This window comes from Psychrobacter sp. TS_SC_6 (assembly GCF_056156305.1).
The window spans coordinates 1,647,392-1,661,510 of sequence record NZ_CM149590.1 but is presented as its reverse complement, the minus strand read 5'-3'; the positions used below and the strand labels follow the sequence as shown (position 1 = coordinate 1,661,510).

The window sequence follows — 14,119 nt, the reverse complement described above, 5'->3', positions numbered from 1 at the left end:
TATGAGTGATATCCAAGACCCGCAGCTGGTATTACAGCACCGTGTACAGCAGCGTCAGATTTTAGCGATGATGGGTATCAATCAGTGGGTGCAGCCAAGCTCAGAAACTCTTAATATTAGTGATATTGCAGCATCTACTGTCATGCCCAGTATGGCTCAGTCTGATTCTATTATTAGCAATATCAAGACACAGCCAAATAATGAACAGCCAGTTGTCAGCATCGTAAATCCAGATGAAGAAAACGTTAAAATATTAGATAGCAGTGTTGAACATAATGTCTCTGCTTATCCATATAATAAAGCAGGCATTGACGATCTGCAAAATATAAGCGCGCATACCTTTAACAAGCAAAGCCCAGTTACTTATAGTTTTGACGCAGTCAGCCCTGATACCGCAGTTGGTTCTAAGATAAATACGGTCGTTCAACAAGACGTTACCCTGTTTGATGAGCCGGTATTTTCTAACGACAGTCATTATGACCATATCCTTAAGGTAGCACCGTTCGACTTACAAGGTGGTCGTTATGGCGATTGGGTAATCATTGCTGATATTCAAGCGCTTAATAATGACAGCCAAAAACTGTGGAAAAATATCACACAAGCGTTATCAATTTCTTGTGAGACAACATCATTCCCTATCTGTGAGGGCATGGATACTGTTGAGCTTGCCAATGCCAGTTTTGCTGGACACGTCTTTAAAATTGGACGCTGCGAAGAAGAAATAAAGGTGTTGGCATTGACTGCGTTACCTGAAGGGCTTGAGCATCCTGATTTGAATGCTGCACCAACGTTAGATGAAATGCTTACTGATAGTCGCTTAAAGCGCACGCTTTGGGAGATGATTTCTGGTTCAGCTGATTAACAGTGAAAGTTTTGATTATTTTTTATAAGCAACATAGTCGTTAGCCAATAAAATAAAAACGTAAGAAGTATTTCAATGGTTAACTTTTAAATCCCATAAGTTTTAAATCCCAACTAACAACGATGATTTTATCATATTTAGGATAATGATTATGACTACCAAAGCCGCTCCTAACCGTGTACCTAATTTTTCAGCAGGACCTGCTACTATACCGACCGCCGTGTTATCACGTGCTCAAGAAGAGTTGTTAGATTGGCAAGGACGTGGCGTATCGGTGATGGAAATCAGCCATCGTAGTAAAGAATACATCGCGATTACTGAAAAAGCTGAAGCCAAACTGCGCTCATTGATGGATATTCCATACAATTATAAAGTACTATTTTTGCAAGGTGGCGCAAGCTTACAGTTTTCAGCCATTCCATTAAATCTGTTAAATGGTGGACGCGGTGACTACCTTGCTACTGGTGCTTGGTCAGGAAAAGCCATTAAAGAAGCGCAGCGTTATGCTAATTTAGGCCTTGGTGAAGTTAATCTGGTGGCAACAGGCAAAGACAGTAACTTTACGGACGTGCCAGCCCAAAGTGACTGGAACCTGAGCGAAGATGCGGCGTATTTCCACTACTGTGCCAATGAGACCATTCATGGTTTGCAAGTATTTGAGCCACCGAAAGTTGATGCGCCTATTATCGTTGATATGTCATCTTGCATTTTGTCACAACCGATTGATGTGTCTAAATTTGGGATGATTTATGCTGGTGCGCAAAAGAATATTGGTCCAGCAGGACTGACTATTGTCATCATTCGAGAAGACTTACTAGGGCAGGCAAGTGAGTGGTGCCCGCTACTCATGGATTATGAACACCAAGCCGAAAAAGAGTCTATGTCGAATACGCCAGCGACGTACTCTTGGTATTTGGCAGGGCTGGTCTTTGATTGGTTAGAAGAGCAAGGCGGCGTTGCTGCTATCGGCAAAATCAATCAACAAAAAGCGGATTTGCTCTATAAAACGATTGATGATAGTAGCTTTTATAGCAATTCAGTCGACACTAAGTATCGTTCTATCATGAACGTCCCGTTTACGTTGGCTGATAGCAGTCTTGATAAAGTTTTTTTAGAAGAGTCAGAAGCCGCGGGTTTACTATATCTAAAAGGTCACCGTGATGTTGGCGGTATGCGTGCTAGCATTTACAATGCGGTGTCGCTAGACTGGGTACAGCAACTGGTCGACTTTATGATTGCGTTTGAAAAGAAATACGCTTAAGTCAGTACAGTTTTTGGAAAAAAGACGCACTTTTATGAGTTGCGTCTTTTTTTATGAGCATTGATGCTTATCATTAGTGAATAATGTGTTATAGAGTCACTTTCACGCTGCAAACCATTAGGTTAAAAAATCTAAGTTTGTTATGATAAAATTTTGCGGTACTTACTACTTCCCATTATAGAGCCGCACTTCAGTCAATTATCATCATATTCATTGGGCTAGCACAGGGGGTTGTTATAACTTTATTATGATAAAAAATACCATGCTAAAAACTGTCCTATTAGTGACCATGGCGAGCTGGATACCAGCCAGTATCGCGGTGCCGATTACTACTACTGCGCTTGGTCATAATAGTCCTACTGTATATATCGACGCCCCATTTATGCCGTATGCCAATCCAAATGCGCCTACCGGTGGCACGTTGTCGCTTGATGCGCGCGGTACTTTTAATGCAGCTAATAAATGGATGAATACAGGGGTAGCAATGGCTGGCACCGACTATCTATATGATACCTTGATGACTGGCTCATTAGATGAAGCTTTTACCATGTATCCGCAGCTGGCAAGTAAGGTCACTTATGACCCTGATGATACCAGCTGGATTATTTATCATATCAATCCTGCCGCACGCTTTTGGGATGGATCACCAGTGACCAGTCACGATGTAAAAGCCACTTATGATGCGATACTGAACAAAGGGCCGATGTATATTCGCAGTTATTTGGGGGATGTTAAAGACATTCAGATTATTAATAAACAGCAAGTAAAGTTTGTTTTTGCCTCTGATGACAATAAAGAGATTTTATTAACGGTTGGTCAATTTCCTATTTTTGCCAAGTCTTCTATCGAGGCTGATTTTGAAAAAATTAGCTTAACGCCATTGATGGGTAGCGGTCCTTACAAATTAGGGCGCGTTGATGCAGGACGGGCGGTCAGTTATGTGCGTGATCCCAATTATTGGGGTCGTGATTTGATGGTCAATCGCGGTCGTTATAATTTTGATATGATTAAGTTTGTCTACTATCAAAGTGATGAGATTGCTTTTGAAGGTTTTAAATCGGGTCAATATCGTTTTCGCCCAGAGAATAAGGCGTCTAACTGGGCAACGGGTTATAATTTCCCCGCGGTAAAAGCAGGTCTTATTAATAAGGAATCAATAAGCAGTAAAAATCCAGTGCCGATGCAAGCACTTGTCATGAATATGCGTCGGCCCATCTTTCAAGATATTCGTGTCCGTCAAGCCTTAGCCGCAGTTTATGATTTTGAATGGATGAATAAAACCTTATTTCATGGGCAGTATGAGCGTTTGCAAAGCTTCTTTCATGGCTCAGAGCTTGCTGCCACTGGCACGCCAACAGATTCAGAGATGCAGGTGCTAAGTCCATTATTACCTAAACTTGAGCCAATGCAGCGCAAAGCAGTATTAATGGAGTGGCAGCTGCCCACCAGTGACGGTAATGGCTTTAATCGCGAAGAGTTGTTAAAAGCGCGGCAGCTGTTGCTAGATGCTGGATTTTATTATGAAGATATGAAGCTGTATCAGTCGGATGGCAAGCTTGCTCAGATTGAAATTTTAATGACAGGCGATACCATGGGTCGAGTATTGTTGCCTTATATTCGCAATTTAAAGCGCTTGGGCTTTGATGCCACTTTACGTCAAGTCGATGGTGCACAATATTATGAGCGGGTACGCCGTTTTGATTATGATATGGTGGTCGATGTATTCGCCCAGAGCTTATCGCCTGGTGCTGAGCAAGCGGCATTTTGGGGCAGTGCGGCGGCTGATGAGCCTGGCAATCATAATACGGCTGGCATAAAAAATACTGCTATCGATACAGTAACAGCGTTGCTTGCCAATGCTAAAACTCGCGACGATACTGTATTATATGCTCAGGTGCTCGATCGCCTGTTGCGTGCAGGTCATTATTTAGTGCCCTTATACGGTAAGTCTAGTACCAATGTCGCGTATTGGAATCAATACCGTCATACTGAAAAGCTACCATCTAATGCCATCGGTATTGATTACTGGTGGACGGATAAAAAAGCAGAAGCACGCGTTAATCAATATTTAAAACAGTAAGTGACAGTGACAGTGACAGTAAGTGACAGTGATAGTAAGTGACAGTGATAGTAAGTGACAATGACATCAAAAGTAATTTGAAAGAATTTAATAGACATTGGCAACAAAGATAACCACTGGTAAGGATTTAGCATGAGTATTCGTATTCACCCAATTAAAGCGTTCAATGACAACTATATTTGGACATTAATCAATGAGAGTAACAAGCAAGCCATTGTTATTGATCCGGGTCAAGCGGCACCAGTCGTTGCTTATTTAGAGAAAAATGGATTAGAGCTGACGTCTATTTGGACGACTCATCATCATCATGACCATATCGGCGGCGTTGCAGAGTTACAAGAGTCGTATCCGATGACGCATCTGGTTGCGCATACTGAGCATAATGTCGGTGAAGATCAGACCATAAAGGATGGTAGTACAGTAAGCGCGTGGGGCTGCTCTGCGCAGGTATGGGATGTGTCCGGTCATACTGCCAGCCATATGGCTTATATATTAGATATCGATGGCCTTAAGCACTGCTTTTGTGGCGATACCTTATTTAGTGCTGGTTGCGGACGCGTATTTACAGGAACGATTGAGCAGTTGCATGACAGCTTTAAGCGTCTAAATGGACTGCCAGCTGAGACATTGTTATATCCTGCACATGAATATACCGCTAACAATCTACGTTTTGGGTGGTCGATTGAGCCTGATAATAAAGCGATGCAGCAAGCTTTGGCACAGGCAGAAGACAAAACCGCACAAGGCATTCCGACGCTCCCCGTTACTTTAGAACATGAGCGTGCGATTAATGTGTTTTTACGGACGCAAGAGCCGAGTGTGATTGAAGGTGTAAAGGCTCAGTTTAATATCGATGATGATAAATCTTTGACTGTATTTGCAGCTCTACGTGAGCTTAAAAATAACTTTTAAATTCTAATCAATGCTTCGACTGACGTTTTGAGAGTTATTAGCTACGCATTCTTTCTATTGCCATATTTCTTATTATTAGGAAGCCGCCATTATGGGTCGTTATATCTTAAAGAGATTATTATTGATATTACCGACGCTATTTTTGATATTGCTGGCGAATTTTGTCATTGTACAAGCAGCGCCCGGCGGTCCTGTTGAGCAGCAATTCGCCATGATTGAGCAAGGTGCAAAAGACAATGCCTTAGGTGGTAATATTGGTGCAGGTAGTTCAGGTAACAATAGTACGTATCAAGGCACACGAGGCTTGTCAGAGGAGATGGTAGCAGCCATTAATGTACAATATGGCTTCGATAAATCCGCGCCTGAGCGCTTTTGGCTAATGCTAAAAAATTATGCCCAGCTGGATTTTGGGGAGTCGTTTTTTAAAGGGCAATCGGTCACTGACTTGATTATCGAGAAGCTACCCGTTTCAATCTCGCTTGGGCTTTGGAGCACACTGCTGATTTATATAATAGCGATTCCACTGGGGGTCTATAAAGCCATGCATCATGGCTCAGGGATTGATAAAGTCACAGCCATGCTACTAGCTATCGGCCATGCAATACCCGTTTTTGTGTTTGCCGTTATATTACTGGTGTTTTTTGCAGGTGGCAGCTACTGGAATATCTTTCCACTGCAAGGCTTGACCTCTGAGAATTTTGATCAATTGAGCGTGCTGGGTAAAATCAAAGATTACTTTTGGCATTTGGCGCTACCGCTGCTAGCAAGTACGGTTGGTGGTTTCGCTGGCTTGACCTATTTGACCAAGTTTAGCTTTTTAGAAGAGCTCGGCAAGCAATATGTGCTTACTGCTCGTGCCAAAGGCTTGGCTGAGCGTCAAGTGCTATACGGACATGTGTTTCGTAATGCCATGCTGATTATTATCGCGGGTATTCCAGCGGCTATCGTGGGTATTTTCTTTGCCGGTAATTTCCTTATTGAGATTATCTTTAAGCTTGATGGTTTGGGCTTGTTAGGTTTCGAAGCCATTCAGCAGCGTGATTATCCCGTGATATTTGGCACGCTGTTTATTTTTACCTTGGTCGGACTGTTATTACAGTTAATCAGTGATTTAAGTTATCACTTAATTGATCCCCGTATCGATTTTGAGGGGCGCTAATGTCAAGTCATCCATTACCTTCAATGCACTCAAGCGCATCTGCTATTGCTATAGAAAAAAAACGTCGCCTAAATCCTATCTGGCAGGCGCGAATTAATCGCTTTCGTCAAAATCGTCTTGGTGTCATATCGCTGTTCATTTTTGCCTTGATATTTGTCATCTGTATGGCAGCCAATGTGATTGCCAATGATAAGCCGCTACTTGTACAGTATCAAGGCGATTACTACTTTCCCATACTAAAAGCCTATCCTGAGACGACTTTTGGCGGGGTATTTGAGACCGAGACCAATTACAAAGACCCTGCAGTACAAACACTGATTAATGATCAGGGTTATTATGTGATGCCGATCATTCCGTTTGCTGATCAGACGCCAAACGTTGAGCTGGGCATTCCATATCCAGCGGCACCCAATAGCCAGAATTGGCTTGGTACGGATGACTTGGGTCGCGATGTGCTGGCGCGTATACTATACGGCATGCGAGTGTCATTATTATTTGGTCTGGCATTGACACTAGCAGGAGCAGTGATTGGTATTATCGTTGGTGCAATACAAGGTTATTACGGTGGCTGGATAGATTTGGCAGGGCAGCGCTTCATGGAGGTTTGGGGCGGTATGCCGCAGCTTTTTATGATTATCATTTTGGTCAGCTTATTTAGCCCTAGTATTTTTATGCTGTTTGCGATGATGTTATTGTTCGGCTGGATGGGATTGGTTGGTTTGGTACGGGCAGAGTTTTTGCGCGCGCGCAACTTTGACTATGTGCGTGCGGCGCGTAATCTGGGGGCTTCCGACAGCCAAATCATGGTAAGGCACATCTTGCCCAATGCCTTAGCATCAAGCTTGTCACAGCTACCGTTCATTTTAACGGCCAATATTATTGCGTTAACAGCGCTAGATTTCTTAGGTTATGGTTTACCGCCTGGGTCACCGTCTCTGGGTGAGCTGATGGTACAAGGGAAAAACAACCTTGATGCGCCTTGGCTGGCCTTATCGGGATTTTTTAGTTTAACCTTTATTTTGTCGTTGCTCATCTTCGTTGGCGAAGCACTGCGTGATGCCTTTGATCCGAGGCGCTCTTAATATGACAACTGCTACTGAGCAAAATAGTCTTTTAAATGACAATCATATCAATATATCAAATAAGCTCATGCTGACAGTGGATAAGCTTAGCATTGCAACCACTTCGGGTACTGTTTTAGTCGATAAGCTAACGTATGAGCTCAGGCAAGGTCAAACACTAGCCATCGTTGGTGAATCAGGCTCTGGTAAATCGATCGCAAGTCTCGCGCTATTAGGCTTGCTCCCAGATAGCTTGACCGTTACTGGTAAAGTGCAGTTAGCAGATACATTGGGAATGATTACATTACCGATAGCCAACGATAAAGCACGTAATGCAGCTCTACGTGATGTACGTGGGCAGCGCATTGGCATGGTGTTCCAAGAGCCAATGACAGCGCTTAATCCATTGCATACAGTTGCCAAACAAATTGCAGAATCGCTCCGCCTAATCGGAGTATCCAAAAATCAATGGCACGAAAAAAGTATAGCTTTGTTAAATGATGTCAATATCACCGATCCTACTGATAAGCTAAATCGTTATCCGCATGAGTTATCGGGTGGTCAGCGTCAGCGGGTGATGATTGCCATGGCATTAGCGCAGCAACCTGACATCTTAATCGCTGATGAGCCAACCACCGCGCTTGATGTGACCTTGCAACATGAGATTCTCGCTCTATTAGATAATCTTAAACGTCAGCATAATATGGCAATGATATTGATTAGCCATGACCTCAATCTGGTCAGGCGCTACAGCGATGAAGTCATCGTTATGCGTCAAGGGCAGACAATCGAGCAGGGTAGAACTGCAGCGGTATTTAGTCAGCCTAAAGCAGAATATACCCGCTCGCTTATCAAACAGGAATTTGGACAAGCATTAGATTTATTTGATGCTGAGAGTCAGCAACCAACTGTATTGAAAGTAAATAACTTGCAAGTACAGTTTCCAATTGAAAAAAGTCTGTTTGGTGGTACCAAACGCTGGTTCGAGGCTGTTAAAGATGTTGATATGAGCCTGCAAAAAGGTCAGGCATTGGGCATCGTTGGTGAGTCAGGCTCGGGTAAAACAACAATTGCCCTTGCGCTAAGTCAGTTACTTAGCAATCAAGCGCGCGTCAGTGGTCAGGTAGTGGTGAATAATCAAGATATTGTAGCGTTATCAAAACGTGATTTGCGCACCTTCCGCTCACAGATTCAAATGGTTTTTCAAGATCCATTTGCCAGTATTAACCCTCGTATGACTGTCATGGAAATCGTTGAAGAAGGGCTGTTAGTACAAGGCGTTGTTAAAGTGGCACGTCAGCAGGCAGTAATGAACAGTCTTGCTACCGTGCATTTACCGTTAGAGTTTGCGCAGCGTTATCCGCACGAGCTATCAGGTGGTCAGCGTCAACGGGTGGCGCTTGCGCGCGCCCTTATTATGCAGCCAAGACTCTTAATATTGGATGAGCCAACGTCTGCGCTTGATAGCACTACGCAAGTCACTGTAGTGAATTTGCTACGTGAGATTCAAGAAAAAATGCAAATCAGCTATGTGTTTATCAGTCATGATCTAAAAGTAGTTCGTGCCTTGTGTCAGCAAATTATAGTGTTAAAAGAAGGCAAGTGCATTGAGTTTGGGCGTACCGAAGACGTGTTTAATAATCCTCAACATCCGTATGCAAAGCAATTATTTCAGGCGAGTGTGATATAGCCTAAGTAAATGATATTAAATATTCAGAACATAGCAGTTCATACTAATAGCGACATACCAAAAATTGCAATGGTACAATAATTTTGGACAGTAGTTTACTTTATATAGAACCTGGTCTTATGTATATTATTTGAACCTTGATTTATTCGGTTAGTTAAAACGGTCATTATTGCCATTAAAAGCATCATTAGAAAAGGATTTTTATACCCATGAAAAAACAAAATAGTATTGCTAAATTAGTAAGTAATAAGTTAGCAAGTGGCAAGTTAGTAAGTACCGATGGATTACAGCATGCTGGCTATTTAGCCATTGCCAAGACACGCGCCAAAGTACTAAAAGCCTTCGCTTATGTTATCCCCATTAGAAGACCGATGTTATTCGTCGGCGAAAGCTCTTGTGATGAGCTATGCGACATGCTGATTAATGAAGGTAGCACCAATGTCTTTATCGTCACTGATGCGGTATTGAATAAGCTTGGTATACCTGCAAAAGTCACTGATTATCTAGATAGCAAAAATATCCGCTATAAAGTCTATGACGGTATTACGCCAGACCCTACTTTTAAAGTGGTTGAAGAAGGGCTACGCATCTCCATTGATGCTAAATGCGATTCTATTATTGCTATCGGCGGTGGCTCTGTGATTGATGCAGCTAAAATGATTGCTATGTCACAAGGCAATGACTGCAAGCCGCAGCAACTTATCGGTATCCTTAAAGCACGAAAGCCTTCTGTACCGCTGTACTGTGTGCCTACAACTGCGGGTACTGGTTCAGAAGCGACACTTGGTGCAGTTGTATCAGATGATAAAACCCATCAAAAAGCACTATCTATCGACCCAAGAATGGTGCCATTAGCAGCCGCTATTGACCCAGTGATTATGAAAGGGATGCCGGCTCATATCACAGCGGATACGGGTATCGATGTGTTGACCCACGCCTTAGAAGCTTGGATGAGTGCTAATGCGAGCGTCGAGACCGACTATTATGCGGCTTCTGCGGTGAAGTCAGTTATGCAGAATTTGCCAGTGGTATATAAAGACGGTGGTAATCTCAAAGCCAGAGAAGCAATGGGCATTGCCGCTCACTACGGCGGTATTGCCTTTAATAAAGCGGGTCTTGGCTATGTCCATGCCATCGCTCATCAGCTTGGTGCGTACTATAGTATTCCTCATGGTCGCGCCAATGCCATCGTGTTGCCTTATGTACTTGATGTCAATCGTCAAGCAAGCAAAAAGAGACTAGCAGATCTGGCTAGAAAAACGGGTATGGTTAAGGATGGCCAAGCCGGCAAGAGTGATGCTGTGATTGCAGATCATCTGATTGCACAAGCTCGCGAATTGATTGCTATTTTAAATATCGATCCAACGGTTAAAGGTATGAAAACCACTGACTTTGATAGCATTGCTAAAGCCGCAGCTAAAGAAGTCAGCGATACTTATGCGGTGCCAACGTATCTGTCAGCCTCTGAAATCAAGAGCATTTTAACGAAGATTCAGCAAGCCAGTGAAAAGCATGCTGATACTGATGTTAAGAGCGATAAAGTTGCATAGATGATTTGCTAAATGAATAACCTAGTCATGAATTGAAAAAAAGCTTATTACCAAAGGGTAATAAGCTTTTTTTATGATCATTCATTAAACATGGTGTATATAGTTGAAATACTTTAAAGTCGCTACAGTGCTACTGGGATAAATTTTTCGAAGCCTCTGGAGTGCAAGGCGCACAGCAAGCGAGAAAAATTGATACCAGTAGTACAGGACTATTGATGTATCGATTTTACTTTTCATTGACTATATAAACAACACTTTAGGAATATTTCTGTGAGACCTAAGGGTTACGATGGTTACATGATATTACCCTTAGGAGCCTTTCATGACATATCGATTATTAGTGAACCATAAATTACCAGCTAAAGTCGTGGGCATGGCGATAGTAGCGAGCAGTGTCTTTTATGTCGGTTGCGCTTCCACTGAAAAACCGCCTACCGTAAAAAATGTTTCCATTGACAATCCTTATGCGCCTACTGACCCTAATTTAGCAGTAGCGACGGTTGCTGGTGGTTGCTTTTGGTGTGTCGAGGCGGGTTATGAAAAGATTCCTGGTGTGGTAGAGGTAGTGTCAGGTTATACAGGTGGCGACTCTAAAAATCCAACTTATAGTACTGTTTCAGCTGGTGGTACAGGGCATACTGAAGCAGCCCAAGTTTATTATGATCCGACCAAGATTACCTACAATGGTATAGTCCAAGCACTATGGCGAATCGCTGATCCTACTGATGATAAAGGTCAGTTTGTAGATAGAGGCACCCAGTATCGCCCAGCTATTTTTTATAATAGTGAGCAAGAAAAACAGATAGCCGAAGCTGCTAAGCAATCGCTGCAAGCCTCTGGTGTCTATAAGAAACCAGTCGTAATTGAGATTGTTCCTGTTAGCGAGTTTTATCCAGCAGAAGAATATCATCAGGATTATTACAAAAAGAATCCACTACGTTATAAAGCTTATACGTTTAACTCTGGTCGCTACCAGTTCATTGAAAGTGTCTATGGTAAAAACTATGAGTTAGATTTCAACCAATTCAAACCGACTGTAACCAGTGTGAAGTCAGGAATGTTGAATACCTCGTCAGCTGCAATAAAGCCGTCGACAGTTAAGACAAGTGCAGGCTTTGACCCAGATACCTTTGTAAAACCGACAAAAGCCGATCTTAAAAAATCACTAAGTGACATTCAATATAAAGTCTCTCAGAAAGATAGTACTGAGCGCGCTTTTGATAACGAATATTGGGATAATAAAGAACCTGGACTGTATGTCGATGTAGTATCAGGTGAGCCCTTATATTCCTCTCGGGATCAATACGATTCTGGCACCGGTTGGCCAAGTTTTACGCGTCCATTGAATGCTAGCTTTGTCGTGGAAAAGGCAGATCGAGGAATATTTGGCACCCGTACTGAGATTCGTAGCCGTTATGCAGATTCGCACGTCGGCCATGTATTTGACGATGGTCCGGCACCGACGGGTAAACGCTATTGCATGAACTCAGCAGCAATGCGTTTTATTCCACTGGCGCAGATGGAAGCGGCTGGTTATGGTAAATGGATCAATGACGTAAAATCAGCTAGCTAGGCATTGTGTGATAACCTTTAATAGCTTTTCAATATTGTTTAATGACTGAAAATCGTGAATAGCTTGTATTAAAAAAGGATACCTAATTAGCTATCCTTTTTTTAATTTAACGTTTTTAATCTATTAAAAAGCAGGTTTACGCTTTGGCACAGCATCTAAAAACTCATTGCGCGCTTGATTGTCATGTACATACTCACCTAGCATCGACATTGTGCGCGTAGTAGAGTGTTGCTTATTGACACCGCGCATCATCATACACATGTGAGCTGCATCCATCACTACTGCCACACCGCGGCAGCCCGTCACATCCATAATCGTTTGCGCTATTTGTTCGCTTAAATTTTCTTGAACTTGCAAGCGACGAGCGAACATATCGACGATACGAGCAAATTTAGAAAGCCCTAACACTTGACCGTTTGGTAAATAACCAATGTGTGCAACACCGTGAAAAGGCAACATATGGTGCTCGCACAATGAATAAAACTCAATATTTTGTACCAATACCAGCTCACGGTTGGTCGATGGAAACAAAGCGTCATTAACGACTTCATCTAAGCTTTGATGATAGCCTTTGGTCAAATGCGCAAAGGCCTTGGCAGCACGTGTTGGGGTGTCTTCAAGTCCTGGACGATGCAAGTCCTCACCTGTTGAGGCGATGAGCTGACGATAGGATTCGATGCTTTCTTGGTAGTCTGATGCTATTGTTGCGGTATTGCTCATAAGTTTGGCAGCCATCCAAAATGTGGGTGTAGCTTAACGCTAAATCCTTAGTTACAAACAATGGTTGTAAAGGATTATTATAAAAATTGTGCAAGCTGGGAGGGCTGTGATTATACTCGAAATCTACTTAACTTCATACTGCTGTAGCCAGTAGTTCACCGTTTTATCAATATTAAATGGTATCATTGAGCGAGATTAGGGATTGATACAGTGTAAGCAAATACAGTTTACGACTGTTTACTTAAATCAATTCGTGTATAATAACTCATCTTTCAATTGGTACTTCCACTCGCTATTTGTTAGCCAACTATTAAAAATAATCGATCATTTAAATGACCTAAATTGACTTAAAAGGAAATATTATGCTATTACAAGGACAGCGTTTTGTTGTTACAGGCATCGCTAGCAAACTATCTATCGCTTGGGCAATCGCTGAAGCACTACATCGTGAAGGCGCGTCGTTAATCCTGACTTATCCTAATGATAAAATAAAAAAACGGGTAGATATGGCGGCTGAAGCATTTGAGGCTGACTTAGTCCTTGAGTGTGACGTGGCATCAGATGAGTCTATTGCGGCTTGTTTTGAGCAAGTCACTGCCCATTGGGGCGATGGTATCAATGGTGTGGTACATGCGATTGGCTTTGCACCGATGGATCAGCTTGATGGTGATTTTGTCAATGCGACAACTCGTGAAGGCAGTCATATCGCCCATGATATCTCAAGCTATAGCTTTGTGGCATTGGCAAAAGCATCGCGTGAGCTACTTGCGATGCGTCACGGCTCAATGTTGACGTTGACTTATGAAGGCAGTATTTCGGTATTGCCAAACTACAACGTCATGGGTATGGCAAAGGCGAGTCTCGAAGCCAGCGTACGCTACTTAGCGACCTCTATGGGCGGAGAAGGTATTCGTGTGAATGCGATTTCGGCCGGTCCTATTCGTACGCTTGCCGCCAGTGGCATCAAGTCATTTCGTAAAATGCTTGATATCAGTGAAAAGATCGCACCTCTACAGCGTAATATTACTCAAGCTGAAGTCGGTAATGCTGCGCTATTTTTATTATCGCCTTGGGCATCTGGTATCACTGGAGAGATTATGTTTGTTGATGCAGGCTTCAATACGGTTGCGATCAGCGAGCAGCTAATGATGCTTGATGAGCCAAAATAGTTAAAAGACAATTCTCAACGATATATAATGAGAAGTAGAGAAGGCAGCCAATCGGCTGTCTTTTTTGATTATACTATGGGTT

General features: G+C 42.7%; 11 protein-coding genes. 10 read left to right on the top strand and 1 reads right to left on the bottom strand.

All coding sequences use genetic code 11. The features are described 5' to 3' along the window. Position 1 precedes the first annotated feature (1 nt). The 9 genes from AC0J5Y_RS06985 (at position 2) to msrA (ending at position 12,148) form a co-directional block, all read left to right on the top strand. Positions 2-862 carry a hypothetical protein gene (locus AC0J5Y_RS06985; protein WP_475130026.1) on the top strand — a complete coding sequence of 287 codons (861 nt, stop codon included), beginning with the start codon at positions 2-4 and terminating at the stop codon, positions 860-862. Positions 863-1,013: 151 nt separating this feature from the next. Continuing rightward, the gene (serC, locus tag AC0J5Y_RS06980; protein WP_475130025.1) at positions 1,014-2,123 is read left to right on the top strand and encodes a 3-phosphoserine/phosphohydroxythreonine transaminase; all 1,110 of its coding nucleotides are present in this window, start codon (positions 1,014-1,016) and stop codon (positions 2,121-2,123) included. 247 nt (positions 2,124-2,370) lie between these two features. Then, entirely contained in the window at positions 2,371-4,203 is a 1,833-nt protein-coding gene (locus tag AC0J5Y_RS06975; protein ID WP_475130024.1) for an extracellular solute-binding protein, read from the top strand. A gap of 132 nt (positions 4,204-4,335) precedes the next feature. Beyond that, a complete protein-coding gene (gene gloB / locus AC0J5Y_RS06970; protein WP_475130022.1) occupies positions 4,336-5,115 on the top strand; it encodes a hydroxyacylglutathione hydrolase in 780 nt (259 codons plus the stop codon). Between the two features lie 91 nt (positions 5,116-5,206). After that, entirely contained in the window at positions 5,207-6,274 is a 1,068-nt protein-coding gene (yejB, locus tag AC0J5Y_RS06965; protein WP_475130021.1) for a microcin C ABC transporter permease YejB, read from the top strand. Positions 6,275-6,297: 23 nt separating this feature from the next. Beyond that, positions 6,298-7,356 (top strand): ABC transporter permease, encoded by a 1,059-nt coding sequence (locus AC0J5Y_RS06960; protein WP_475132117.1) that lies wholly within the window; start codon positions 6,298-6,300, stop codon positions 7,354-7,356. Position 7,357: 1 nt separating this feature from the next. Further along, entirely contained in the window at positions 7,358-9,025 is a 1,668-nt protein-coding gene (locus AC0J5Y_RS06955; RefSeq protein WP_475130020.1) for an ABC transporter ATP-binding protein, read from the top strand. 209 nt (positions 9,026-9,234) lie between these two features. After that, a complete protein-coding gene (locus AC0J5Y_RS06950; RefSeq protein WP_475130019.1) occupies positions 9,235-10,575 on the top strand; it encodes an iron-containing alcohol dehydrogenase in 1,341 nt (446 codons plus the stop codon). Between the two features lie 322 nt (positions 10,576-10,897). Next, positions 10,898-12,148, top strand: coding sequence for a peptide-methionine (S)-S-oxide reductase MsrA (gene msrA, locus AC0J5Y_RS06945; protein WP_475130018.1), 1,251 nt, complete (start codon positions 10,898-10,900; stop codon positions 12,146-12,148). A 123-nt stretch (positions 12,149-12,271) separates the two neighbouring features. On the opposite strand, the gene folE is transcribed toward msrA, so the two are convergent. Continuing rightward, entirely contained in the window at positions 12,272-12,868 is a 597-nt protein-coding gene (folE, locus tag AC0J5Y_RS06940; RefSeq protein ID WP_227673164.1) for a GTP cyclohydrolase I FolE, read from the bottom strand. 362 nt (positions 12,869-13,230) lie between these two features. Between folE and AC0J5Y_RS06935 the strand changes: the two genes are divergently transcribed. Next, positions 13,231-14,037, top strand: a complete 807-nt coding sequence (locus AC0J5Y_RS06935; RefSeq protein ID WP_475130017.1) for an enoyl-ACP reductase FabI — start codon at positions 13,231-13,233, stop codon at positions 14,035-14,037. Positions 14,038-14,119 lie beyond the last annotated feature (82 nt).

Coding starts and splice junctions, on each gene's coding strand:
- yejB (WP_475130021.1), top strand. CDS start 5,207: ATGGGTCGTTATATCTTAAAGAGATTATTATTGATATTACCGACGCTA.
- serC (WP_475130025.1), top strand. CDS start 1,014: ATGACTACCAAAGCCGCTCCTAACCGTGTACCTAATTTTTCAGCAGGA.
- gloB (WP_475130022.1), top strand. CDS start 4,336: ATGAGTATTCGTATTCACCCAATTAAAGCGTTCAATGACAACTATATT.
- AC0J5Y_RS06975 (WP_475130024.1), top strand. CDS start 2,371: ATGATAAAAAATACCATGCTAAAAACTGTCCTATTAGTGACCATGGCG.
- AC0J5Y_RS06960 (WP_475132117.1), top strand. CDS start 6,298: ATGCACTCAAGCGCATCTGCTATTGCTATAGAAAAAAAACGTCGCCTA.
- msrA (WP_475130018.1), top strand. CDS start 10,898: ATGACATATCGATTATTAGTGAACCATAAATTACCAGCTAAAGTCGTG.
- AC0J5Y_RS06985 (WP_475130026.1), top strand. CDS start 2: ATGAGTGATATCCAAGACCCGCAGCTGGTATTACAGCACCGTGTACAG.
- AC0J5Y_RS06950 (WP_475130019.1), top strand. CDS start 9,235: ATGAAAAAACAAAATAGTATTGCTAAATTAGTAAGTAATAAGTTAGCA.
- folE (WP_227673164.1), bottom strand. CDS start 12,868: ATGAGCAATACCGCAACAATAGCATCAGACTACCAAGAAAGCATCGAA.
- AC0J5Y_RS06955 (WP_475130020.1), top strand. CDS start 7,358: ATGACAACTGCTACTGAGCAAAATAGTCTTTTAAATGACAATCATATC.
- AC0J5Y_RS06935 (WP_475130017.1), top strand. CDS start 13,231: ATGCTATTACAAGGACAGCGTTTTGTTGTTACAGGCATCGCTAGCAAA.